Source organism: Alsobacter metallidurans, assembly GCF_014636935.1.
Taxonomy (GTDB): Bacteria; Pseudomonadota; Alphaproteobacteria; order Rhizobiales; family Beijerinckiaceae; genus Alsobacter; species Alsobacter metallidurans.
In genome coordinates, this window is sequence record NZ_BMES01000002.1 from 43502 (window position 1) to 67595 (window position 24094).

Genomic DNA, 24094 nt, shown 5'->3' on the forward strand with positions numbered 1-24094 from the left:
GGGCCCCGGGTGGGCAGGCCACCTCTTGTTCAAAAAGGTCCCGCTGAGCTGGGCGGAGCTCCGCTGACTCACGTGCCCTCTTCGGGCCGGCGTCTTGACGCGTCTTTTTTGCGTTCTTCGTGTTCGTCACGAGGCGCTCCTGCGATGTCCAGTTGATGGTCCTTGATGGCGGATCGAGCCAGCAGACGGGCGAGGCTGCGGAGTGCTTCACCTGCGAAGGAGCTGCGCCGTACGGCTTTGCGTTTCGCACGGCGGATGGCATCCACGGTGGATCCTCAAAATGATGAGCGGTAACACCCCTATAACTGACCCACAGTGGCGAGTCCAGAGGAAGTATAAGTGACATTACGCCACTAACGACCGACCCGTAAGTCAGCAGTCGCACAGAAGCGACCTTGTGAGAGCGTGCTAAAATACACATAATATAAAGATTGAAGACTAGGAATACAGAATCTAAGCAGAACGCAATCCTGAGAAGTAATAGGATCGTACATTCGGGTATGGTCCGTATACGCGCCTAACCAGAGAGATGCGCCTGCAACAGACGTCAGGGGAGATCGTAGGGGACGGTGAACTGGGGGGTGGTAGTCGAGCGAGTGCGCAAGGCGGAGCGGCGTCCGACTCCGTCGCGTGTGGATTGGATGAAGCCATATTGGCGCCCGAGCACCGGCGGGTGGCACATCCGTCGAACCGTGAGCGCAACTGCAGGTGCGCTCGCGCGCTTCATTCACTCCCGGTTCAGCCGCGCAATCCTCTGATCGATGCCGGGAACTCTGAGCTGGTCCGTGGAGCATCCCGTACCTGGAGTATGCGTCGTGCCCCGATCGCCGCTGAAGACCCTGGCCCCGTTTCTTATGCTCGCCGTTGCCCTAGCTTCAGGCGTCGGCGCGCCTCCGGCCGCTGCCCAACAGACTGAGAAGCGCATTGCACTCGTCCTCGGCAACGCAGCCTACCCGGCTGGGGCCCTGTCCTTTCCCGCCAACGATGCCGGGCTGATGGCGCAGACCCTGCAAGCGTCTGGGTTCGACGTCGTCGGCGCCCGGGACCTCGACGGGGACGGATTGCGCAAGGCGCTGCGCGATTTCGTCGACAAGGCCTCGCAGTCGGGGCCGGAGACGGTGGCCGCCGTCTATTTCTCTGGCTATGGGCTGCAATTCGAGGGCGAGAACTATCTTGTTCCCGTCGACGCGCAGATCGCCCGTGCCGGCGACGTTCCCATCCAGGCGATCCGGGTCGCCGACCTGCTGCGCCCGCTCGCGTCGGTGCCCTTGAAGGCGCGTATCGTGGTCCTCGACGCCGCCCGCGAGAACCCCTTCGCCCGCTCCGGTCCGCCCCTGGCCGGGGGACTCGCTTTGATGGATGCCGATCCCGGCATGCTGGTCGCGTTCAACGCCGCGCCCGGCAGCGTCGCCCCGCCGCTCCAAGACGCCTACGGCCCTTATGCCCGGGCCCTGGCCGAGATGATCCGCGAGGGCGGGCTACCGCTTGCCGATGTCTTCGACCGAGCGCGCCTGCGCACGAGCGAACTCACACAGGGTGCGGTGGTGCCGTGGGATGCGGACCGCGTCACCGCGCCGTTCCTGTTCCTCGAACGGACCGCCGACGCGCCGGTGCCGAAATCGGCCGCGGACCTGTCGCGCCTGCGCGACGGGCCGATCCGCGATCTCGACGCTCGCGACGCCTACCAGGCGGCGCTCGGCCGCGACACAATCCAAGCCTATCAAGACTTCCTCGCCGCTTATCCTCAGGACCCGATGGCGCGGCGCATTCGACCGCTGCTAGCGGCGCGGCGGGAGGCGCTGATCTGGCGCCGGACGTCGCAGGTCGGGACAACGCGAGCCTACTGGTCCTATCTGCGGCGCTATCCGCGCGGTCCGCATGCCGGCGAAGCCGAACGGCGGCTCGGGCGGCTCGCCGCGGCCCTGCAACCGCCGCCCGGCTTCGAGGTGCTGGACTATGACGTGCCCCCACCGCCGCCGGACGAGTTCGTGTATTTCGAGCGCCCGGTGCTGATGTTCGCAGACCCCGTCTACGACCTGCCGCCGCCTCCGCCACTGGCCTATCTGGAGCCGATCCCGGCCTATTTCGTGGACCTGCCGCCGCCACCACCTCCGGTCGAGTACTACGTGCTTCCGCAGCCGATCTACGAGCCCGTGCCGGTGTACGTGGAGCGGCCCGCCTACGTCGCGCCGCCGCCGCTGAACCTGATCACCTACAACATCCACAACACGGTCATCGTAAACCCGCAGGCTAACACGATCGTGGTGCGCTCGCAGGCCGGCGAACCGCTGCTGCCTTGGGCCGGAGCTGAGGCTGTGGGCATCGTGCCGCGGACGGCGCAAGCCGCTCCCGCCACCTCGGGAGCAGGACAGGGGCAGCCAAAGGTCCCTATGCCGGGCGCGCCGGCCGCCTCCGGGGCCGCAACGGGCATCGGCCCAGGGGCCGCCGCCGTTGCCGGCGCGGCCGTGGCTGCCGGAGCCGCAGCTGCCGCCATGCGGGTGGCCTTGCCGCCCTCGGTCGCCGCCAAGGCCCCACGGCCCGAGGCTCCAACGCCCGCGGCACTGGTACCACAGGGCGGAGCCGGCCCGCAGCCGGCGGCGCAAGTTTCGGGCGGGGTCCGACCCGGAACGCCCGGCGGGCTACCAGGTACGCCCAGTCTGGGTGCGCCCCTGCGAGGTGCCCCCATGTCCGGCCAGCCTCTGGTTCCCCGCCAGCCTGTCACTCCGGGCCAATCACCTGTTCCAGGCCAAGCTGCAACTCCCTCCCAAGGCCAGCATGCCCTGCCCTCGGCCCTGCCGCCCCTGCCGGGCCGGCCTGGCGGTAGCCCTGATGCCCTGGCCAGCCCCGGCCGCCTCGGCTCGGCCGGTTTGCGAGGCCAGAGGGCTAGGCCGGGCCCCGCCAACATGGCGCCGGCGGCGCCCTCGCTCGGGGCCGCATCAAACGGCGCTGCGCTGCAGCCTCTAGCAGGTGCCTCACAACCCGCTCCCGCCGTTCTAAGAGGGCGTCAGGCAGTCTCCACAGGTCTGGGCGGCCGGTTCGCGCCACCCGTGGGCAGGCCCAGCCAGGCCGACATCGCCCCGTCGCGCCGCAGGCCTGCGACCGCGACTGCTCCGCAGGAGCGGGTCGCAGCGCCGCCCTCTCAGCAGCGCGGACCGGCCGGAAGTCTCGCACCCGTGCTGCGTGCGCCGGCCCCGCCCCGGGCCGAGCCGCCGCCTTTGCGGCAGCTCCCGCCGTTTGCCCGGTCCGAGCGGCCAGCCCCGGCGCAGATGCGGGCACCGCCGCCGCAGATAGTTGCGCCCCGGCCTGCCGCTCCGCCCCCGCCCCAGGTCCGTGCCCCCGCGCCGCCGCAGATGCGGGGTCCTGCTCCCCCGCTGCAAATGCGGGCGCCCGGGCCGCCACCGCAGTTGCGGACGCCTTCACCGCCTCCGCAGGTCCGCAGCCCCGCGCCGCGCCAAACGGAATCGAGGGGTCCTGCCAGCCGGCCACCCTGTGGCGGCCCCGGCCAGCCGTCATGCCATTAGGCCGGGAGCGCCGCGGTTGACCTTGCGCGTGCTTGGTGAAACCCGCCCCGCAGCGCGGGACGAGTCCTCGACCCGGCCGCTCGTTTGAGAGCGGGGTTCTACATGAATCCGGCGCGCGGGAGTGAGTGCGCTTCCATCGGCGAAAGCGGTGGTCTGATAGGGCGCTCGGGGCTTGGGGGCTGGCGCGCAGCTGCCAGCGGCTCGTGGTGCTCGACGCACGCGTTGGCGCGCTGTATGACTCTCGCCAACTTCGCACTCGCCCCTTAGGACACCTAACTTTCGCCGTGCGCCATTTCGGAGCAGACTGGGACATTGAAACCCCAAGGAGGGGATCATGAAAGCGTCGGCTCTGAGCTTTCAGGCGGCTGTGCTGCTGGTGCTGGTTGGAATGGGCTGGGGTATAGTCATGGCAGCTGCTGGCGACCATTCAACCATGCCAGCACATGCGCACCTCAACCTGCTCGGTTGGGTGTCTTTGTTTCTGTTCGGGATCTTCTACCACCTCCATCCGGCGCTAGACCGGAACCGGCTTGCGCAAGTGCAAGTATGGGGCTGGATTGCAGCAACTGTGGTCATGACCATCGGAGTCGCGCTGGTTCACACCGGAAGGTCGGCCGGAAACCCGATCGCTGCGGTCTCAAGCTTGGCCATTTTTGCCGACATGCTGCTGTTCGCGTATCTGGTTTGGCAGCGAGACAAATTCGGCTCGACATCGCCGGCGCTGGCGCCCGCGGAATAATCTGCGGTCGGACCTCACGTCTGTCTGGCGAAAGGGGGCGGGACGCACATAATCCCGCCCACTGCGCTCAGTTCAGGACTTCGATGACCCTACGAGTCCGATTGTCCACGATCACAGTCCGATTGTTCACCACGGCATAGTGCCAGCCCGACCGCTGCTTGGTCGTGGTCACGACGGTGTCGGGCACCTCGTAGGTCTCGACGGTCTGCGGGAGAGCTGTCCCGACCACGACCTCCTGATCGTAAGCGACTGACGGCCGGCGCTGCTCAACGACATACTGCTGGACGCGGGGGCGGTCGGCGGTATCGAGCGTGCCGCCCACGATCGCGCCAGCGACGCCACCCACGGCCGCCCCAACTGGACCGCCAACGATAGCGCCGCCCACTGCGCCCGTCGTCGCACCAGCTGCAACGCCGCTGTTCTGGGCCAATGCGGCGCCAGGGATGATAAAGGCGCAGAGCGCCGCTACAGACAAGATGGCTTTCATGACTTCCTCCCATTGCACTATGTGCCTAGGCTGAATGCCCGCTGGGCAGGATCGTTGCGCTCACGCTTCGAATTAAGGGCGCAAGGTGGATAAACGGACGATGAACAGTGTTTTCGGCTGCTGTTCAGGCTCGCTGGGTTATCAGGCTTACAGCGGAGGATTTACAATGGCGCTGAAATCTCTAGCGAGTGCTGCTCTGGTTGCCCTGACGTTGGCATCGAGCGCATTCGGCACATCGACAGAAGCTGCCGCGCGGAACGGTCGAAATGCGGCGCTCTTTGGAGGACTTGCAGCCGGTGCTCTTGTGGGGAGCGCGTTTGCAGGCAGCAGCAGAGCTTATGCCACGCCTGCTTATGGCGCTCCGGCATATGGCTACTACGGCCGGCCCGCCTACTATGCCGCCCCTGTTTATGCGCCGTCCTGCTACCGGGAGCGGCAGCCCGTATATGACGACTGGGGCGATCTTGCTGGCTATCGCGTGGTTAGGGTCTGCGATTGAAGACCCTTCGTTTGACCTCTTCGGCCTGGCGGTCCTTGGCGCTGATCCAGCTTATGGGCTGGATTAGTCCGCCGGGGGCTGTCTACGCCCAAGCGAACGCGACTCCCGAAGTCCGCGAACTCTCGCAATATCTGATACGGGAGAACATCGCGGGGACCTACTGCAGCGAGAGTGCAACCGGGCCGATGCCCGGGTTCACGAGAGACGCAACCGAACAGGCTTGCCAACATGTCCGTCAGGAAAGCCTGCGTGGGTCGGGCGCAAGCGGGGCCGCGGGGATTCCACGGCAAGATTGATCAGGTTAAGCCATGGATCCCAGTCCATATCGGCTCGCCATCTAGAATGACTTAGAAGCGCCGCGGCGACCAGCCTCGCCGCGGATCTTTCACTCTACGTGGTAGCAGGCAGATCACATCCCCGGCATAATGGCGATGTCGCGCACCTGCATCGTGCCGACGCCCTCGATCTTGCCGTGGGCGGTGGCCTTGCCGGTGGCGAGGTCGACCCGGTAGAGCGTGTCGGCGGCCATCAGCCAGCCTTCGCTCTTGCCGGCCGAGTCGGTGACGATGTCGAAGGCCGCCTTGTCGGCCGCGACGCCGAGCTTGCCGACCGCGCCGAGCACGCCGTCGTTCGGGGGAGCCTGCTTCACCAGCGCGCCGATCGTGCCGTCGATGTCGTACAGGGTGGTCTCCTTGGCGCCCTTCATGGAGTTGGTGTAGGCGCCGGCCACGATCTTGGGCGTCTCGCCCTTGTGCATGTCGGCCTCGGCGAACTTCAGGTCGCCGTCCTTGGTGACCTTGCCGTCCTCGACGTTGATGCGCAGGTTGGCGCCGTTGGAGCCGATCACGCGCAGGCGGTCGGCGACCGGGTTGAAGTCGACGGTCATCATCACGTTGGCGGGCAGCGGCATGTCGAGCTTCGACTTGGCGGTCGGCTTTCCGGTCTTGGTGTCGATGGTCCAGATCTGGCCGTCCGAGGCGAGGCCGTAGAGCATGCCGTCGGCGGGGCGCACGTCGATGCCGAGCAGGTTGGCACCCTCCACCTTCACGGTGCCGGTGACCTTCTTGGCGGCAATATCTACCATCGCGAGGGTGTTTTCGCCGATCAGGGCAACGGCGGTCTGGGCCTGAGCGGCGCCAGAGAAGGCCGCGGTGGCGAGAAGCGCAGCGAACAGCGTCTTGGTTGTCATCGTGTTTCTCCCGTTGTCTCCGGCTTATTCACCGGGCTGACGGAGCGGGTACACCCCGGCTTTGGCGGCGGATGCAGCGCGCCGGGAGTTTATTTCGCACTCACATTTCTTGCGGAGCACAAGCTCGGGCGGGAAGTGCCATAACCGAACAACCGAACACCTAAAGGGGCGCTGTTCCGTGCAGCCACGGTAGGCGGTACTGGCCGCCGCGAGCCTGAAGATCGCTGACGATCAAACCTGAGACCGGCATCAGCGTTGGCTTAGCTACCAAAAACGCGTGAAGCCTTGAAACGAAATGAGCCCGCCGGTGCGCTGTCGGCGGGCTCAATACGCGCAGGTACACTGGAGGGGACTTTCCTGCAGGGCCAAATATGGCCTGGCATCGTTAATGTTCAGCTACTACGCGTCCCGGCGCTCCGACCGGGAACTTGCGCCCATGCCAGCCGTCTTATCCGAAAGGAGAACGGCAATGCGCGCAGCTTTGGTTCTGGTGGGTTTGCTTCTGATCCCCGTGACGGCGCGGGCCGCGAGCTTTGACGGGAACTGGTCAGTGTTGCTCAGCACAGACAAGGGAGCCTGCGACAAGGCTTATCGCTTCCCGGTGACAGTTGTGGACGGAAAGCTCACCTACGCGGGCCAGTCTGGCGCGACCGCTCAGGGTGGGATTACCGGCTCGGGCAAGGTATCGGCCACGTTTACGCAGGGACCGGATACGCTTTCGGCCACAGGCTCGCTGAGCGAGTTCGCGTTGCGGAAATCCCGCACATTGACGCTCGGATCCGCCGCCGCATGGAGCGCGCCGTGGAACTGCTGATTGCCGCCCTGGACGCGATTGATGCCCACGGCGAGGACCTAGAGGAAGGCGGCGACATGGAGCCCAACTTGGCTGGCTTTCACATGGCCACCACGCTAGACGTGCTCGACTGCGAGCTGGACGAGGCCGCGCGGTTCTATTGACGGAACCCCGAGCCGCCCGAGCTCGTTATCGGGTCAAGTTTGGATTGATCATCCATGTATCGACCAGCCCCGCAGCATGCCCCCGCTGCGGGGCTTTCCCTTTTACTGACACCCCACTCGTCGCGCCAACGCCGTTTTCATGACCTATGAGCAAGCGATTATCGTTTCGCGACCTCAATGGATGTTCCCGCCGCATGATGACGCTGAATATCAGGCTCTTTGATCTCCTGAATGCGTCGGCTGACGCTTCCTCCATCGTCGTCGCCTGGGCGAAGCTGATCGCCTCGGGGTTAGTCTTCGCGGTCGCCATCCTCCTGACGGCGTTGTGGGTGTGGGGCGATCCTCGGCGACGCGGCGGCTTGGCAGCCACTGCGATCGCTGCCGCGCTGGCGCTGGTCTCAAATCAGATTGTGGGTCTGCTCTGGTATGAACCGCGCCCATTTATGGTCGGACTTGGCCGCACTCTGATGGCGCATGTGCCGGAAAATTCGTTTCCAAGCGACCACACTACCTTCATGCTGACAGTGGGCTTCGCGCTGATCGCAACGCGAGCCGCCCCAACCTGGGGCAAGGTGGTCAGTGGCATGGGCGTGTTGGTGGCCTGGTCGCGCATCTACCTCGGCGTTCACTTCCCCATCGACATGCTGGCGTCTGCGCTGATCGCATGCCTCTTTGGCGGGGTCTCCGTCCTGCTGTTGCGGCCGGTTCACCGCTGGATCCTGCCCATCGCCACGCCGCTTTATGAGGCTTCGTTGCGCGTACTGCACCTGCCGCCCCGCATGTTTCCGCGGTCGTCATCGGGATCATGACACCCTTCACTGCAACGCCAAATCCGACAATCAGAAAAGCGATCCCGCGATCCATCTGGGCGCTCGGGTTCGTTTCCATGTTCATGGACATCTCGTCCGAGATGATCCACGCGCTACTGCCCATCTACATGGTGTCGGTGCTCGGCACGTCAGCCGTTGCGGTTGGTCTCATCGAGGGTATCGCCGAGGCGACAGCTAGCATCACCAAGTTGTTCTCCGGAGCGCTCTCGGACTGGCTTGGGCGTCGCAAGCTCCTGGCCGCGATTGGGTACGGACTGGCCGCCATCACTAAGCCGGTCTTCCCAGTGGCTCCGGATCTTAGCTGGCTCGTCGCGGCTCGCTTTATTGATCGGATCGGCAAGGGAATAAGGGGTGCGCCGCGGGATGCCCTTGTCGCCGACCTCGCGCCACCCGAACTCCGCGGCGCGAGTTTTGGCTTGCGCCAGTCGCTCGACACCGTAGGGGCCTTTGCCGGGCCTCTTCTGGCCATTGGCTTGATGTGGCTGACCGGAAATCATTTTCATTTCGTGTTCTGGGCCGCTGTCGTTCCCGCCTTAGTGTCGGTCGGCGTACTGCTTTTTGCAGTAAGGGAGCCTGACCGGCCGCCGGGAACACGCCAAGCCCGCATGCCTTTGCAGCGTGAAGAATTGCGGAGGTTAGGCCCTGCCTATTGGTGGGTGATTGCGATCGCAACAATGTTCACGCTCGCCCGCTTCAGCGAAGCCTTCCTCATTCTGCGTGCCCAATCGATCGGCCTGCCGGTGACGTTGGTTCCGATCGTGCTGGTGCTCATGAGTTTCGCCTACTCGATTTCGGCCTATCCCATTGGCGTTTTGGCTGACCGCATGGATCGGGTGACGATCCTGCTCCTTGGAATGGCCCTCTTGGTCCTTGCTGACTTAGGCTTGGCATTTACCACAACGCTCCTGGGCGTTGGCGTTGGCGTCATGCTGTGGGGCCTGCACATGGGATTCACCCAAGGGCTTTTTGCGACCCTCGTTGCCGACAGCGCGCCTGCAAGCCTGCGCGGTACGGCGTTCGGGATGTTCAATCTGGTGACTGGCCTTGCAATGTTCCTCGCCAGCCTGATTGCGGGAGTGTTCTGGGATACAGCGGGCCCGGAAGGGACATTTCTCGCCGGAGCTGGGTTTGCGTCCCTGACGATCATTGGCCTGATCGCCTTTGGTGGCAGGCTAAGGTAGCGGGCGGGAGTCGACGTCCCGCCCGCCTGATCTCAGTTCAGGACTTCGATCACCTTGCGAGTGCGGTTGTCCACGATCACGGTCCGATTGTTCACGACGGCGTAGTGCCACCCTGTCCGCTGCTTGGTCGTAGTCACGACGGTGTCGGGCACCTCGTAGGTCTCGACGGTCTGCGGGAGGGCCGTCCCGACCACGACCTCCTGATCGTAGGCGACTGACGGCCGATGCTGCTGAACGACATACTGCTGGACGCGAGGGCGATCAGCCGTATCGAGTGTGCCGCCCACGATCGCGCCAGCAACGCCACCCACGGCCGCCCCGACTGGACCGCCAACGATCGCACCACCCACTGCGCCCGTCGTCGCACCAGCTGCGACGCCGCTGTTCTGGGCCAAAGCGGCGCCAGGAATAATAAAGGCGCAAAGCGCCGCTGCGGACAGAATGGCTTTCATGACTTCCTCCCATTGCACACTGATGTGCTGGAGGCTGAATGCCCTGATGCGTTTTTTGTTGCGCTCACGCTTTGAATTGGCGGGGCGAGGTTAAAGGCGTCGCCTTCCAGGCAGCCAGCGGCGGCTAGAAGGGGCAACGGTCCACGCCCCAAATGATTGGTAGACCGGGTAGGTTCAGCCTCGGAGGCGCGACGCTATGGCTTGGGAGAACGTTTGGAAGGGAAAGATCGCTGATCGCGATGTAACAGTTGACGTGGAAGACGGCGACCGCAGTTTGCGCGTCACGGCCGTATCTTCGGAGGCACCTTCGGAAAACGCCAAAAAGGCAGAACCAAACCTGATCGAGATCTTCCCCGCCTCGCCAGACGAAGCCATGGAAGAGCTTCTGCTCGACATGCAGTTCGATGACGAAGCAGCAGCTGAAATCATGTCCAAGATCCCGCCTGGCCTGTGGTCTGAGCACGCCAACGTGCAGGAAACACCTGCAGTAGGGTGACCAGACAAGGAGCATCGCTATGGCTGACCAGACCGCGAAAGGCGCTCAGACCGGGAATAGCTGGAATCCGGGTAGCGAGAGCCACCTCGCTTATCTCGCCGGGGTGTACGGGATTACAGCCGCCGAAGCTGAGGTGCTGTTCAAAGAGCACGGCTCCAACCGCAAGGTGCTGGATATAGCCGCTGCGAAGCTCACGGGCCGACCATTCAAAAATTCACGAAAGAGGGGCCGGGTGTCGCCCACTCAGACAGAGGAGAGAATGGCGGCCACCGACGAAGCTGCCCGTTCAATGATCGAGAGCGAACGCCACACGATCGCGGCAAGAACCCAGGCTCTTCGAGAGAAGAGATTGAGCCGGCCGTAATGAAATTGGTCAAAGGAATTATGAGAAAGGCTCTCCCATCTTTTAGCGGGGGGGCTAAGGGTGCCTTGAGCCGCTCCCGAGCGTAGTGATCCATGGAAACAAGCCTCTGCCCACGGCAAATCATCGGAGCTTGAATCAAAGCTCTCACGAAATGCTTCGTTCGCGGTCGCGTGCTTTTGGCAAGCGTCGTAGAATGTGAGTCCCTCTACCTCGGCGACGAATTCAACCACAGGCTAGGAGGCGATTTTAGCGGAACGCCCTAGTGGGGCCACACCTCCTCGCAACTCGGCGTTTCGCTCCTCAAGAGCAACTTTGATATGGCGAATCAAATCGCCGACGGCTTTCTCAATCGCCTGCCGCCGGATGCCGGCGTCGTCAGCAGTAACCAAGCACTCGAAAGACAGACGACAAGCCTCGGCATGCACGAGGTTGGACGGTGTGGTGGTCTCGGGCAGCCGCTTATCAAGCCATTGTTTCAGAAACTTCTGTGCAAGGCTGGTCACCTCTGGCCGCGGCTTCGTCACGTTCAACTCCATCTAATACTGATCACATCCCCGCCGCGACCGGCCTGTTTGCAGCGGAAGGACCGGCTCGGGCAGCCTTGGCCACCTGATCTCGGACTTACTCTGGATGAAACCCCGCGGACCGGGGCTGGGGTTGCGAGGCAGCCGGAGCCTTGTCTTTCATAAGCGGAATAGCGAAAAACAATGCAGCTAAGCCGGCAAGAACTGCACCCGCAATGGTCCATCTCCTCGTCGACCGAGCAATGACCTCGGTTCTAACGGCTTCCTCCGCTAGGAACGCATAAAGGGCGATCGTAGCCCCGGGTTCATTCGATGGAGTGACTGGCTCGTCCATCCAGAGGACCCTCTATGCAGCGCAGCCGCCGTTTGGGCCCGACATCTAGCCCAGGAAGCCATCCGCTTAACAGCGCTGGGATCCGGCAGCACGCAAATGCAGCGGCCGCCGGCGTCCGAGCCAGCGGCCGCCTCGCATCAGAACTTGTAGTTCAGGCCGACGCGGACGACGCCCGCATCGTTGTTCTTGCGCGTGGAAACGATCACACGATCTCCGGCGCCGTTGAACACCTCGGTGTTGTTGTGGTTGCCGCGATCGATGTTGACGTAGAGACCTTCGATCTTGGCCGTCCAGTTCGGGGTGAAGGCGTATTCCACGCCGCCGCCGAGGGTCCATCCGGCTTTCACATCGCTGTTCCGACGGAAGAAGTCATTTCCACCGAAGCCCGCATAGGCCAACCCGCCTGTCACGTAGATCAGGGCGCGGTCAACCGCGTAACCGATACGGCCGCGGACGGTCCCGAAAACGTTGTTCGAGTTGGAACGGCCGACCCCGACCGGGTTTCCGAACGCGTCGACGTAGACGACGCCGACGTTGCGATGATTGCGGCCGATATCGGCATAATCGATGTCGGCTTCAACGCCGGCCACGATCTGTCCGAACTGCCAGTTGTAGCCAGCCTGGACGCCGCCGATGAAGCCGGACGTGTCACCATTGCTGGTTGATGTCGTCACGCCCGTGACGGTGTTCACGAAGGTGGTGCTCTGGTTTTTGGCGAAAGCGCCACCCGCGTTCAGACCGATGTAGAAACCGGTCCAGGTGAACACCGGAGCGTAGACGATCGGCGCCATTGGAGCGCCCTTCGAGGTGGGGAGGTCGGCAGCAAAGGCGCTTGAAGCGGCGACAAGGCCAGCTGCCGCAAGAGTCAGGGATCGCATCATGAGGAGGCTCCTAAGGGTAGGGGCGTCAATCTGCGCCCGCTTTCCAAGTGTGGCTAGCGTAAAAAAGCAACACTCGCGTATTCATGCCGCCGTATGCGGCGGCATGCTTGCCAACCGCGCAGAAATTGCCGACACTTCCGTCTGTCTTCTTCCGGCTTGAGCCCCTGAGGAGGATAAGACGGCCGCCGTTTCGCATCCGGCGGCCGTTTTGTTTGGGATTTCGTATAGTTCATGTCTTGGATATTGGGAAAAAGTATAATCGCGAAGCCACCAATTGCCGGCAAAGCTGCAAGTGAAGTTTGCGGCAGCCACGATCCAAGTCGCGGCAATCTGTCTGACGGGAGCCCTGCTGACTGGGCAATCTCGTCTGGTCGACCCTGCAGCTTGAGAAAATTTGTATCGGGCAGAAAGATCCGGACTCTCAGAATGTTGCGCCGTCGGTTCGATCGCCCGTCGAGGGCGCGTAAAGCTGTAAGATCATCGCGGCTTCATGTAATCACGCGTCAGCGGCAACGATCCCGCCGTCTTGGCGATCTGGATCTGGAAGACCACCAGCCCTTCGTACAGGAAGGCGCACTCGGCCGCCGCGAGATAGAATTCCCACATGCGGCAAAACCGTTCGTCGTACAGCGCCGCCGCGTCGGCGCGTCGAGCCTGGAAGCGTCTGGCCCATTCCCGCAGCGTCAACGCGTAGTGCTTGCGCAGAACCTCGACATCGGTGACGACCAGTCCGGCCTTCTCGATGTGCGGAATGATCTCGGATAGCGAAGGAATGTCGCCGCCCGGAAAGATGTACTTGTCGAGCCAGGGCGTGACGAAGCCCGGAGCATCCGACGAGCCGATAGTGTGCAGCAGCATCACGCCGTCTGGCGCCAACAGCTCGGCGACCTGCCGGAAGAACACTCCGTAGAACCCGACGCCGACATGCTCGAACATGCCGACCGACGTGATGCGGTCGAAGCGCTCCTTCAAATCGCGATAGTCTTCCAGCCGAAACTGCGCCCGGTCGCCGAGGCCGAGTTGCGCAGCGCGCGCTCGCGCGACGGCCAGTTGCTCGCTGGACAGGGTGACGCCGAGCACATCCGGCTTCCTGGCGTCCTGCGCCAGCGTTAGGGCCGAGCCTCCCCAACCTGAGCCGATGTCGAGCACGCGCATGCCGGGGCCGAGATCGAGCTTGGCGACGATGCGGCGCTTCTTTTCGGCCTGCGCCTCCTCGAGGGTGGCGGAAGGATGGGGAAAATACGCGCAGCTGTATTGCAGATCGTCATCGAGGAAGAGGCGGAAGAGCCGTGCATCGAGGTCGTAGTGATGGGCGACGTTGGTGCGAGAGCGCCGGCGAACGTTGTTTCGCGCCAGGCGGCGCAGCCGAAAGCGAGCGAAGTCGACCGCCCGCATCAACAAAGGGGGCGAGCCGGATTCCGCGTTGGCGTATATCACGCCGAGGAGGTCCCGGATCGACCCCTCTTCCAGAGCGAGCCGTTCGGACATGTAAAGTTCGCCGAAGCGCAGATCGGGATCAATCATGAAGGCCCATTGCGCCCGCGCGTCGGCGAAGCGAAAGGCGACCGCTGGCCCCGAACCATCGCCAAAACGCTCGCTGCGTCCCGACGCGAAGGTCACGGTGAGGGCGCCGGAGCGTATGGATTTGCGAAGCGCGGATGCGAGGATGGTTTCCATGATTGGGGTCCAAGCCGAATTCGACGACGGCGGCGCGCCGGCGTCAGTCTCCCGCCACCGCGCGGGTGACGCTGATGCCGAGCTTCTTCACGCGATGCCAAAGGCTGCGTTCGGTGATGCCCAGGATCTCGGCCGCCCGGACCTGCACGCCGTCGGTCTGCTTCAGGGCGGCGATGATGCGCTGGCGCTCGAACCGGGCGCATTCGTCGTCGAGGTCCATCGGAAAGACGATGTCGCCGCGCGAGCCGCTGGGGCCTTGGGTTTGCCCGATATAGGGCGGCAGATCCGACGCCTCGATCACGTCGCGCCTCGCCGAAAGCACCGATCGCTCGACGCAGTTCTGCAGCTCGCGGATGTTGCCCGGCCAGGGATAGGCGCACAACGCGCGAACAGCGTCCGGCGAGAAGCTAAGTCCCTTCTTACCGAGCGCCGGGCCGAACTCCGCGACGAAGCGGTCGAGAAACAGGGGGATGTCCTCCCGCCGATCGCGCAGCGCCGGCAGCGGAATGGCGAAGACGTTCAGGCGATAGAAGAGATCGCCTCGGAATTGGCCCGCGGCCACCATCTTCTCGAGATCGCGGTTCGTCGCCGCGATGATGCGCACGTCGGTGGTCTTGCTCAGGGTTGATCCGACAGGCTCGTAGACGTGGTCCTGCAATACCCGCAGAATCTTGGCCTGCAGGGCGAGCGGCATGTCGCCGATTTCGTCCAGAAACAGCGTCCCGTTGTCCGCCTGCCCGAAGCGGCCGACCCGGTTCGCGACCGCGCCCGTGAAGCTGCCCTTCACGTGGCCGAAGAACTCGCTTTCCAGCAACGCCTCGGGAACCGCCGCGCAGTTGACGGCCACGAACGGGCCGGCGCTGCGCGGACTGTTGAAATGGATGGCCCGCGCCACGACTTCCTTGCCGGTGCCGCTCTCGCCCGTCAGCAGGACGGTGGTCTTGGCGGCGCAGACTTCGCTGATGGATCGGAGAACCGTCTGGAACGCGGGCGACACGCCGACCAGGGTGTCGAACCGATGCCGCCCCTCCAGTTCCTCGCGCAGGCGGGCGTTGTCGCGCAGGGCGTCCTGCAGGCGGAGCGCGTTGGAGAGCGTCGCCGTCAGGTCGTCCAGTTCGATAGGCTTGTCGATGTAGTCGAACGCGCCTTCCTTGATCACCGCGACGGCGTCGCGCACGCTGCTATAGGCCGTCATGATCACGAGCGGGATCTTATGGCCGCGCCGCGACATTTCGGCGAGGAGTTCGCGCCCGCCCATCCCGGGCATGCGCAGGTCGCACAGCACCAGGTCGACGGGGTCGCGGTCCAGCGTCTGCAGCGCCGCCGCCCCGCTCGAGGCCGTTAAGGCGCGGTAGCCCATCTGCTCCAGCATTCCCGCCAACACGTCGAGAAGCTTCGGCTCGTCATCGACGATGAGGATGGAGTGGGTCATGCGGGCGCCGCGTCATGTTCGGTTGCGGTGGGAAAATTCAGCTCGAACACCGCACCTGTGGGGCCGCCCTTGTAGGCGACGGCTCCGCCATGCGTCTCCATCACGGCGAAGACCTTGGCGAGGCCCAGCCCCGTTCCGGTGGCTTTCGACGTGACGAAGGGGTCGAACAGGCGCGGCGTGATGTCGGCCGGCACGCCGGGGCCGTTGTCGGTGAACACCAGCTTCACCGAGGCGCTATCCTGGCTCTGGCGGATCGAGAGCTTGCCGCCGCCCGAAAGCGCGTCCAGGGCGTTGAGGATGAGGTTCAGCACGGCGTCGTAGATCTGCCCCGGGTCGCCGCGCACCACAGCGTCGGGCGCGTCGTCGATCAACGAGATCGTCACTCCGCGGCGCTCGGCCACTTGCTGCACGAACGCGATCGCGCGCTCGACGACGTCGGCCGGCTTCAGCAGAACGGCGGCCTGGGGTGTCTTGGCGAAGGACAGGAAGTCGCGGATGAGCGCATCGATGCGGCGCACTTCCTCCACCACATAGCCGAGGCGCCGAACCTCCGCCTCGTTGAGGCTCGTCGAGCGTTGCAGGAGCTCGGCCGTGGTCTTGATGATGCCGAGCGGATTGCGCACTTCATGCGCGAGCCCCGCCGCGACCTCGCCCAGCGTCGACAGGCGCTCCTGGCGGCGCAACCGCGCCTCAACGTCGCGAAGGCGCGAGAGTTCGCGCGTCATCTTGTTGAACGCGTCCGACAGCTCCGCGACCTCGTCGCGGCCCGCCACCGTGACCTGCTGCTCGAAATCGCCGGCCGAAACGGCGCGCACGCCGTTCGCCAGCTTCAGCAGCGGGCGCACGAGCTGGCGCGACAAAACGAGGGCGCCCAGCACAGCCAGCGCCGAGCCGACGATGAAGATGGCGACGAAGATGTTGGTCCTGTTCACCCAGCCGGCGATGCCGATGTCGGACCGAAGCCCGCAGAAGATCACGCCCAGCAATTGCTGCTTCCCGTCGAGCAACGGCGTGTAAACGCCCATGAAGCGGCCGCCCTCGGCCGCGCGCCTGAATACGTATGGCTCACCCTTCACGAGCGCCTCGGCGAGGGCCGGCCGCAAGGGCCTGTCGACCTGTGCGCCAAGAGCTGACGAGTAGAATTGCACCAGGCTGTCCCCCTGACGGTAGTACAGCCGCATCTCGAAGGACTTCAGCGCGTTGATGTTGCCGATGTAGTTCTCGTCGATAAAAATTCCGAGCATCAGGTAGAAGCGAGACCCGCTGCGTTCGAACGGCCGCAGCGCCCCGGCCATCAGCATCGGCCTGCCGTTGATCCGCACCGTGTAGAGGTTGGCCTCGGCGCCGATCGGGGCCTCCTCCAGGCCAGAGACCTGGCGCGAGGCGAAGACCGCCTTCTTGTCGGCGCCATAGACCACCAGGACGTCGTAGCCGAGAGCGTCCATCAGCTTCTGAACGCTGGACGGCAGGGCCGTGGCGGAACCGTCCGCGACGGTATCGATGCTGCCCTGTTCGATAATGCTGTCGGCGATGCCCATCGCCTCCCGGCGCTCGTCCAACATGTTGCCAAAAAAGAAGCGGGACGTTTCATAGAGCCAGACTTGCAAGCTCGACTCGAAGGTGTTGACCACGAGCTGGGTGGCCAGCTCCGTGGCGACCAGCATGGGCGCGACGCTGACCAGCATGAAGGCGATGATCATCTTCAGCCGGATGGATCGAAAGCGCCCGAAGCTGCGCACCTCAATCGTCCTCCGTGCCGAGCAGGACGATGCCGGCGATGATGATCGCGACGCCTGCCCAGCGGAGCGCGCCCACATGCTCCCCAAACAGCACGGCCGAGGCGGCCGTCACGCTGACATACACGATCGAGGTGAGCGGGAAGCCGAGGCTGAGCGGCATGCGATCCAGGATCGTCATCCAGGCGGCGAAGGATCCAAGATAGCCGATGACGCCGATCCATGCCCAGCCATTGGCTGCGGCGGCCCAAAGCCAAGCCTCCGGCGGCATGCCCTCCATGGCCGAGCCGGCCGCCTTGAGGGCGACCTGCGCGAGGGTTTCGCACACCACGAGGAACGTCCAGGCGACTCCAGCCAGGATCGACGGCCTATGGCCGCCAGCCTCGATGCGCTGGTTCATGTCTGGCGCTCCATGAGGCTCGCGATGGCCGGATCGAAACGGTCGAGCCTCACGATCCGCGCCACCACGCGAAGGCAGGCGTTGATGACGCGATTGCGGTGCCGGAACAGCAGCCAGTTTGGCGACAGCCTGCAACCCAGCCTCAATTTGGAGACATAGAACGCCTGTCCGCTTTGATACGTCGGAATGCCGCGCTTCGCGCAGTACTCGATGTTCTCTATCCAGCTGATAAAATAGAGATTGTAGCGTCGCGCTGCCGGGTAGTGCATGCCGATGTACTTGTCGACGAGGTGGGTCGGCGTCTCGATCAACAAGTTGAACGCAACCAGCGCGTCTCCGGCCCAATACAGTACGATCGTGGCGTTGGGCATGTGGCGCAGCACCGCCGCGAAGTAGTTCGGCGGCAGGTGCTCGAATTGCAGGTCGCTATGCGCGACCGTCTCGGCGTAAAGCGCGCCAACGGCCTCGACTACGTCGTCGACGCATTGGCGCCGTTCCACCCGGAGGTCTTCGCGTACGCGCATCTTGCGGCGGAGGTCCTTGCGCGTAGCACGGCTCAGCGTCGCCAGATATCCGTCGAGGCCGCCGGCCGGCATGTCCAGCATGCCGGTGGGCAGGCCAGGGATCGGCTGGTAGCCGCGTTCGTCCGTGATCCGTCGCCAGAGCGGCATGTCGCGCTCGCCGGCGTCCTTGACGGCCATCAGCCCGCAACCTTCGGCGTCCGCCATGGCCTCGAAGGCGTCCAGCATCAGCGCCAGCAACTCCGGCTGACGCTCGGGCGGCGCCGTCGGCGCAAAGCCGATGTGGCAACGCTCCGCGACCGGTGACCCCAGGGCCGCGAGCCGCAACGTCATCAGCCAGGGCAGCGCGCGGCTGAGCATGCGGGTGATGCGCTTCAACCCGCCCTGTACGGTGGTATCGAGTTCGTAGCGGGTGAGAAACGCCGGAACCACGGCCAGCACCTCGCCCTGGTCGCGTAGAACGACGTATCGCCAGTCGAAGCCTGGCGGCCCTGCCTCTTCCACGGCGCGATAGAAGGCCCAGGTCTCGGCTTCGCCCGGGAAGCAGCGATCCCAGTCTTCGCGAGCGACCGCCGCGATGGACCGTTCTATCGTGGTGGTCGCGGAGGGTCGCCTCATCGCCCTTGCACCCGACGCAGCGGGATGGAGCCATGCCGAGCCGCCTGATGGGGCGCGTGGCGCCCCAGGAAGCCCAGCGAGTGTTCGATCAGCCGGCCCTTGTCCAGATCCAGCGTCACCATATGGTAGCTGTCATCCAGAATGATCTTCTCGACATTGCCGCCGAGGCGGCTCGCCAGGTAATCGGCATTGCGGAGGCTCGTCATGTCGTCCTCGCGCGCATGAACCACCAGCGTAGGCGTCCGTATGGCGGGCAGCGCCTTCTTCACGCGCGCGATCAGCTGGTGCAATTGAACGAGGCTGCCGCCCGGAGTGGCCGCGTTCCCCGCAGCCGCGCTGTCGCCCTGCTGCATGGAGCGCATCAGGCGCCCACGCAGACGGTCGTCCTTGATTCCGTAGGGCGCGCTTTCGACAAAGCGGATCCATCGCGAGAACCCCAAGGCAAGCGCTGGCTTCAGGAAAACGCGCGTGCGCGGAATGGCCCAGCCATCGTAAAACAACGTGGTTGAGTACAGGAGTAGCCCCGCGACCTCGCCCGGCCGGTCGTGCGCGAGCTTGAGCGACAGCAGCGCTCCCATGGAAAGTCCGCCCACGAATACGGTCTGATGGCGCTCGCGAAGCCGGTCGAACGCCCGTTCGACGCTCCGGCTCCAGTCGCGCCAGCCGGTGCGCAGCAGGTCGTCCTCGGAACCGCAGTGGCCCGCAAGCTGCACGACATGCACCGTGTATCCCCGCCGCGCAAAGGCCTTAGCGACGCTGCGCATTTCGGAGGGCGTGCCGGTGAGCCCATGGATGAGCAGCACGGCGGTGGGGCCGCCCTCGAGTGTGAAGCTGTTGTCGTTCATGTGGTTAATCCGTTCCGGCGCTGACGCACACCAGCGCCACCCCTAGGGTGATGACGGCGGCTCCGAGCCAGCGCCTGCCGGAGACGCGCTCGCCCAGAACGAGGCGGCTGGTGGCCAGCACGCCGCAATAGGCCAGCGCGGCCACCGGAAAGGCAACGCTGAGCGGCGCCATGGAGAGCACCGCCACCCACAGCAGGAGTTCGACCCCGTATGCGGCGACACCGGCGAGCGTCGCCGGACTAGTGACGACCCTGCGCCAAAGCGGTCCCTCAGCGCTGACGAGCCCCAGCTTGAAGGCCGTTTGGCCGGCCACATCCAGAACGATCGTCAGACCCAGCAGAAGTGCGAGGATGGGGCTCACAACACGTGCTCCAGCAGGTCGAGCAGCCGTGCATTAACAACGGCGTTGATGGCCGTGGAAGCGGGCGGACGCCGTGGCTGGTCGAGCAGCGACTCTGTCCATTTCATCGGGTGACGATGTTGGGCGGGCGAGTAATCACCACAGATGTCAACGCCGGCCATTCTCCGCTCGATCGCGAGGCGAGATATAGCGCGTTCAAGGAATGCGAGTGGAAGCGCCCCTTGGTCCCAGTTGGTTGCTGCGTGTTCCGGCGCGAGGACGTCCTTGTCGATGGTGAGCCAAACAGATTTTGTCGGAATGGCTTCAAAGATCTCTCTAATCGCGAGATCCCAATCCTCATTGACCATGTTGCGCCAGTGAAGGCGACCATGCTCGACCACATGACCAGGGATTGGCTTAGCGGGGTCGCTCAGTTCCGTGGGTGAATGGTACCATGGATGGATCTCCAGGCGGCCTGAGCGGAGCGCACGCAAGTTGCAGCCAGCCTTGTCGAGGTTGGCCAAATCTCCGCTACAGCACCCGATAGTCACCACGCGTACAACGTGCGGCATGGCCAAGACCGCATTAACCCATGAGCCACAATGGCGACGGGGAAAGGTCCAGGCCCAGTCGGGGTGGTTGTCGAAGTGCACGACCGTGAGCGGCTCGCCGCGGCGCTCGAGCAACGCCGCCGTGAGATGGTGGTAGTCGCCCGAGCCGAGCAGGAAGATTTCCGGCGCGTCCGCGGGGGCCGGCAATCTCGCCTTGAAGGCTTCAAAGTCGGGCTTCCAAGCCCAGAGCCGCAGCGCTCTCCCCAGGTCGCGCATCTCGAGCGTCGTGGCTGATCCGGCGTGCAGCCGGGCGAGCACGGGAGCCTGCTCCAGCGCGGACCCGTCGAGGTCCAGAATCGTCACCGTCGGCGGCGGAGCGGCGCGGTGGAAGAGTTGTGGGCGCATCACGACGCTGCCCTCATCCGCCACTGCGCGAAATGCGCCTCCAAGGCGCGTCCGAGATCGTCGAAGCTGGTGAAGGCTACGTGCGGCAGGCCGAGATTTCCGCAATGGCGCAGCAGCGGCGACGGCGCCTCGGCGCCTTGCTTGGCGAAGACAAGGTCCGCACGCTCTGCCACGCACATGTCCGACCGCCCGTCGCCGATCACCACCGTGTAGCGCACCGGGGCCGAGCCGCCGGACCAGCATTTGCAATGCGCCGCGCCATTCAGGCATCGCGCGTCGGCGAACGGCGTCGCGAGCGACCAGCGGCCGTCCTCGCCGCGCAACAGCCGATTGGCCCGGATGGGAAGGTCCAGGCGGCGTTTGCCCAGGATGCGTCGGATGGCGTAGTCCAGCCCGTCGCTGACGATCTCCAGCCGAAGACCCATGCGGGCGCAGCCTCGGGCGAACGCGACGAAGCCGGGCTCCACGTCGATCCGGTCGAGCAGATCGTCCAACTCGCTCCAGCCGCAGCGCATCAGCGCGACCTGCCGGCGCATGCACTCACCCGAGCCGATCGCGCCCGAGCGCCACAGCTCCTCGACGTGCAGCCATTCCGGAGCGGCAAGTTTTGACAGAACAAGATCGGTGACGTCTTGCGCCGTGATCGTGCCGTCGAAATCGCACAGCACGCGGACGCCGGGGCAGGGCGATCCGGAAGGTTGGTTAATGACCATACAGGCTCCATGGCAACCCACGTGCCAACTTACCCGAACCCGAAAGTGACTGTTCTAACTGTGGAAATAAATTGGATTTGCAGCAGGGCACGCGTCGGACCTCCAAATTTTGGAGGTCACTCCCAATAACCGTGCTCGGATCGAGAGACGGAACGAACTAGAATGCCGACCACCGCTCCTTTGCGCGAGCGCCTGATAACCTGTGCGTTTCGAGATGTCCGTGGGTCACCGTCACCTCCTGCCGTTGCTCGCCTGCTGGATGATGAGCGCGCCCGCCTGGGCGGCTGATACGCCGGCGGTGACGAGTCCGCAGCCGGCGGCGGAGTGGATCGTCACGCTGGGCGTCTCGGCGGCTGTCGCCCCGCGCTACGATGGGGCCTCCTTGTATGGCCCCTATGCGCTGCCCTCGTTCAGCATCCGCCGATCCGATGAGGCCGCCGGCTTCTCGGCTCCGGACGACGGATTCGACTACACGCTTCTGAGCGGCGAACGCTGGGCGATCGGCCCGGTGCTGAACCTCAGAGGTGGACGCTACCTTGCCTCGGATCGGCGGCTTTATGGCCTGCGCGACGTGCCCTGGACGGTCGAGGCCGGCGTCTTCGCCGAAGTCTGGCCGATCCAGAACCGGCTGCGGACGCGTCTCGAGATCCGGCACGGGTTCCGCGGCCGGGCTGACGGTTTCGTCGGCGACCTGTCGGTCGACTGGGTGGAGAAGTTCGGGAGGTTCACGTTGTCGGGAGGGCCGCGGATGTCGTTCGCGGACGCCGACTACATGGACGCCAATTTCGGCGTGCTCCCCACGGAGGCGGCCGCGAACATGCGCGTTCGGGCGTTCGATCCCGGCCCGGGCGTCAAGTCGCTGGGGCTCGCGGCCGCCTTGAGCTACGCGTGGTCCGATACGTGGACCACGACGGCATACGCCCGCTACGACCGCCTCGTACGCGACGCAGCCGCGAGCCCGATCGTGCGACGCTTCGGGTCGCGCGATCAGTTCACGATTGGAACCGAGCTGACGTTTTCCTTCGCGGTCGGCCGGTGAGCCGGCGCAGCCTCACACGCGCCGGCTGAGCTCCGCGGCGACGTCGCGAGCCGCGTCGAGCGTCGCCTCGATGTCCGCGGTCGTGTGCGCGGACGAGACGAACAGGTTTTCGTAGGCGCCCGGGTGAAACAGGACGCCGCGAGCCAGCATGCCGCGCCACCACAGGTCGAAGAGACCCTGATCGGCGAAGCGCTCGGCGTCGCGATAATTCCGGATCGCATGCGTGGTGAACCACACCTGCATCAATGGACCGATCCCGACGACCCGGGCCGGGAGGGCCGCGGCGTCGAACACTGCCTGGAGGCCGTGGCGCAGTTGATCCGACACGGCGTCGAGGTCGCCGTAGAAACGGGGCCGCGCGAGAATGTCGAGCGTCGCGTTCGCGGCCGCGACCGCGATGCCGTTGGCCGTGTAGGTGCCCGCCATGGAGACCCGGCCGTCGCTGACGAGCGCCATGATCTCGCGTCGACCGCCCAGCGCGGCAACCGGAAACCCGCCGCCGAGCCCCTTGGCGAATACGGACAGGTCCGGCGTGACGCGCAAGCGCTCCTGCGCTCCCCCCAGCGCCAGCCGGAAGCCGGTGATGACCTCGTCGAAGATCAGGAGCGCGCCGGCCTCCCGGGTGGCCTCCCGCATGGCTTCGAGGTAGCCGGGCTCAGGAAGGATGCACCCCGTGTTGCACATCACCGGTTCGGTGAGCACCGCCGCGATCTCGTGTCCCTGGGTCTTCAACACCGCCCGCAGAACCTCGGGATCGTTCCAGGGGAGTATGATGAGGTTCTGTTCGACGCCTGCCGGCAACCCGGGCCCTTGGGCGACGGGACGCGGGCTCGAATCCGGCCCGGCGGCCGGGATGCTGGGGTGCTTGCTCCAGTACACGCCGTCGGAAAACCCGTGATACATGCCCTCGAAGCGCACGATCTTGCGCCGCCCCGTGAAGGCGCGCGCCAGCCGGGTGGCGTAGAGCACCGCCTCGGTGCCGGTGTTGCACAGCCGCACCTGCTCCACGGAGGGAACCGCCGCCACGATCTTGTCGGCCAGGGTTGCCTCATCGGCGGTCGGCAGCGCAAACACGGTTCCGCGCGTTTCGATGAAGTCGACCACCGCCCGCGTGACCTCCGGCGGCCGGTGGCCGAGGATCATCGGGCCGAGACCCAGCAGGTAGTCGGTGTAGACGTTGCCGTCGACGTCTTCGAGCTGAGATCCCGAACCCTTCGCGACAAACAGCGGGTAGGGCGTCCATCCCGACCAGGTGGCCCGCGCGGTGCTGTTCACCCCGCCGGGGATGACCTTGGCGGCGGCGTCGAAGAGCGCACCGCTGATGGCCGTGCGGGGGTGCTTGGGTACGAAGTTCATGAGCGTC

The 24094-nt window shown here is 64.9% G+C and carries 26 protein-coding genes; 11 read left to right on the forward strand and 15 right to left on the reverse strand.

The genetic code is table 11. The features are described from left to right. The first annotated feature begins 854 nt into the window (after positions 1-854). Together IEV99_RS10605 and IEV99_RS10610 are read left to right on the forward strand one after the other, a co-directional pair. Positions 855-3521, forward strand: a complete 2667-nt coding sequence (locus IEV99_RS10605; RefSeq protein WP_188519612.1) for a caspase family protein — start codon at positions 855-857, stop codon at positions 3519-3521. Positions 3522-3855: 334 nt separating this feature from the next. Then, on the forward strand, positions 3856-4260 hold the full coding sequence (locus tag IEV99_RS10610; RefSeq protein WP_188517776.1) for a hypothetical protein: 405 nt from the start codon (positions 3856-3858) through the stop codon (positions 4258-4260). Between the two features lie 67 nt (positions 4261-4327). On the opposite strand, the gene IEV99_RS10615 is transcribed toward IEV99_RS10610, so the two are convergent. Then, a complete protein-coding gene (locus IEV99_RS10615; protein WP_188517777.1) occupies positions 4328-4747 on the reverse strand; it encodes a DUF1236 domain-containing protein in 420 nt (139 codons plus the stop codon). A 100-nt stretch (positions 4748-4847) separates the two neighbouring features. Here IEV99_RS10615 and IEV99_RS10620 point away from each other — a divergent pair, with 100 nt between their 5' ends. Then, positions 4848-5246 (forward strand): hypothetical protein, encoded by a 399-nt coding sequence (locus IEV99_RS10620; RefSeq protein WP_308469363.1) that lies wholly within the window; start codon positions 4848-4850, stop codon positions 5244-5246. 409 nt (positions 5247-5655) lie between these two features. Here the strand turns inward: IEV99_RS10620 and IEV99_RS10625 are convergent, their stop codons facing one another. Then, on the reverse strand, positions 5656-6435 hold the full coding sequence (locus tag IEV99_RS10625) for a DUF4394 domain-containing protein (RefSeq protein ID WP_188517778.1): 780 nt from the start codon (positions 6433-6435) through the stop codon (positions 5656-5658). 469 nt (positions 6436-6904) lie between these two features. Here IEV99_RS10625 and IEV99_RS10630 point away from each other — a divergent pair, with 469 nt between their 5' ends. From IEV99_RS10630 to IEV99_RS10645, 4 genes are all read left to right on the forward strand, one after another. Then, a complete protein-coding gene (locus IEV99_RS10630) occupies positions 6905-7249 on the forward strand; it encodes a hypothetical protein (RefSeq protein WP_188517779.1) in 345 nt (114 codons plus the stop codon). Next, on the forward strand, positions 7237-7392 hold the full coding sequence (locus tag IEV99_RS10635) for a hypothetical protein (RefSeq protein WP_188517780.1): 156 nt from the start codon (positions 7237-7239) through the stop codon (positions 7390-7392). The genes IEV99_RS10630 and IEV99_RS10635 overlap by 13 nt, the downstream gene beginning before the upstream one ends. Before the next feature lie 194 nt (positions 7393-7586). Continuing rightward, positions 7587-8201: an undecaprenyl-diphosphatase gene (locus tag IEV99_RS10640; RefSeq protein ID WP_188517781.1), complete on the forward strand. Its 615-nt coding sequence runs from the start codon at positions 7587-7589 to the stop codon at positions 8199-8201. Then, on the forward strand, positions 8198-9403 hold the full coding sequence (locus IEV99_RS10645) for an MFS transporter (protein ID WP_308469364.1): 1206 nt from the start codon (positions 8198-8200) through the stop codon (positions 9401-9403). The genes IEV99_RS10640 and IEV99_RS10645 overlap by 4 nt, the downstream gene beginning before the upstream one ends. A 32-nt stretch (positions 9404-9435) precedes the next feature. On the opposite strand, the gene IEV99_RS23910 is transcribed toward IEV99_RS10645, so the two are convergent. Further along, the gene (locus tag IEV99_RS23910; RefSeq protein ID WP_308469365.1) at positions 9436-9597 is read right to left on the reverse strand and encodes a DUF1236 domain-containing protein; all 162 of its coding nucleotides are present in this window, start codon (positions 9595-9597) and stop codon (positions 9436-9438) included. Between the two features lie 30 nt (positions 9598-9627). Between IEV99_RS23910 and IEV99_RS23915 the strand changes: the two genes are divergently transcribed. The 3 genes from IEV99_RS23915 to IEV99_RS10660 all read left to right on the forward strand — a co-directional run bounded on the left by IEV99_RS23915 (position 9628) and on the right by IEV99_RS10660 (position 10715). Next, positions 9628-9930 (forward strand): hypothetical protein, encoded by a 303-nt coding sequence (locus tag IEV99_RS23915; RefSeq protein WP_308469366.1) that lies wholly within the window; start codon positions 9628-9630, stop codon positions 9928-9930. A 121-nt stretch (positions 9931-10051) separates the two neighbouring features. Then, positions 10052-10351 (forward strand): hypothetical protein, encoded by a 300-nt coding sequence (locus tag IEV99_RS10655; protein WP_188517784.1) that lies wholly within the window; start codon positions 10052-10054, stop codon positions 10349-10351. A gap of 19 nt (positions 10352-10370) precedes the next feature. Beyond that, positions 10371-10715, forward strand: coding sequence for a hypothetical protein (locus IEV99_RS10660; protein WP_188517785.1), 345 nt, complete (start codon positions 10371-10373; stop codon positions 10713-10715). Between the two features lie 233 nt (positions 10716-10948). On the opposite strand, the gene IEV99_RS10665 is transcribed toward IEV99_RS10660, so the two are convergent. From IEV99_RS10665 to IEV99_RS10715, 11 genes are all read right to left on the reverse strand, one after another. Then, complete coding sequence (locus IEV99_RS10665; protein ID WP_194483069.1) at positions 10949-11251, reverse strand: DUF768 domain-containing protein; 303 nt, start codon at positions 11249-11251, stop codon at positions 10949-10951. A 459-nt stretch (positions 11252-11710) separates the two neighbouring features. Further along, positions 11711-12454: an outer membrane protein gene (locus IEV99_RS10670; RefSeq protein WP_308469367.1), complete on the reverse strand. Its 744-nt coding sequence runs from the start codon at positions 12452-12454 to the stop codon at positions 11711-11713. A gap of 477 nt (positions 12455-12931) precedes the next feature. Continuing rightward, complete coding sequence (locus tag IEV99_RS10675) at positions 12932-14131, reverse strand: SAM-dependent methyltransferase (RefSeq protein ID WP_188517787.1); 1200 nt, start codon at positions 14129-14131, stop codon at positions 12932-12934. 43 nt (positions 14132-14174) lie between these two features. Further along, positions 14175-15563: a sigma-54-dependent transcriptional regulator gene (locus IEV99_RS10680; protein WP_188517788.1), complete on the reverse strand. Its 1389-nt coding sequence runs from the start codon at positions 15561-15563 to the stop codon at positions 14175-14177. Beyond that, positions 15560-17302 (reverse strand): sensor histidine kinase, encoded by a 1743-nt coding sequence (locus IEV99_RS10685; RefSeq protein WP_188517789.1) that lies wholly within the window; start codon positions 17300-17302, stop codon positions 15560-15562. Before IEV99_RS10685 ends, IEV99_RS10680 begins: the two co-directional genes overlap by 4 nt. 1 nt (position 17303) lies before the next feature. Further along, entirely contained in the window at positions 17304-17699 is a 396-nt protein-coding gene (locus IEV99_RS10690) for a DMT family transporter (RefSeq protein WP_188517790.1), read from the reverse strand. Then, positions 17696-18838 carry a GNAT family N-acetyltransferase gene (locus tag IEV99_RS10695; protein ID WP_188517791.1) on the reverse strand — a complete coding sequence of 381 codons (1143 nt, stop codon included), beginning with the start codon at positions 18836-18838 and terminating at the stop codon, positions 17696-17698. Before IEV99_RS10695 ends, IEV99_RS10690 begins: the two co-directional genes overlap by 4 nt. After that, entirely contained in the window at positions 18835-19683 is an 849-nt protein-coding gene (locus IEV99_RS10700; RefSeq protein ID WP_188517792.1) for an alpha/beta hydrolase, read from the reverse strand. The genes IEV99_RS10695 and IEV99_RS10700 overlap by 4 nt, the downstream gene beginning before the upstream one ends. A 4-nt stretch (positions 19684-19687) precedes the next feature. Further along, entirely contained in the window at positions 19688-20044 is a 357-nt protein-coding gene (locus IEV99_RS10705) for a DMT family transporter (protein ID WP_188517793.1), read from the reverse strand. Beyond that, on the reverse strand, positions 20041-20979 hold the full coding sequence (locus tag IEV99_RS10710; RefSeq protein WP_210318654.1) for an arginase family protein: 939 nt from the start codon (positions 20977-20979) through the stop codon (positions 20041-20043). The genes IEV99_RS10705 and IEV99_RS10710 overlap by 4 nt, the downstream gene beginning before the upstream one ends. Beyond that, positions 20979-21647: an HAD-IB family phosphatase gene (locus IEV99_RS10715; RefSeq protein ID WP_188517795.1), complete on the reverse strand. Its 669-nt coding sequence runs from the start codon at positions 21645-21647 to the stop codon at positions 20979-20981. The genes IEV99_RS10710 and IEV99_RS10715 overlap by 1 nt, the downstream gene beginning before the upstream one ends. A 265-nt stretch (positions 21648-21912) precedes the next feature. On the opposite strand from IEV99_RS10715, the gene IEV99_RS10720 reads away from it, so the two are divergent. Beyond that, complete coding sequence (locus IEV99_RS10720) at positions 21913-22731, forward strand: MipA/OmpV family protein (protein ID WP_188517796.1); 819 nt, start codon at positions 21913-21915, stop codon at positions 22729-22731. A gap of 12 nt (positions 22732-22743) precedes the next feature. Here IEV99_RS10720 and IEV99_RS10725 read toward each other — a convergent pair whose 3' ends face one another. Beyond that, a complete protein-coding gene (locus IEV99_RS10725; protein ID WP_188517797.1) occupies positions 22744-24087 on the reverse strand; it encodes an aspartate aminotransferase family protein in 1344 nt (447 codons plus the stop codon). Positions 24088-24094 lie beyond the last annotated feature (7 nt).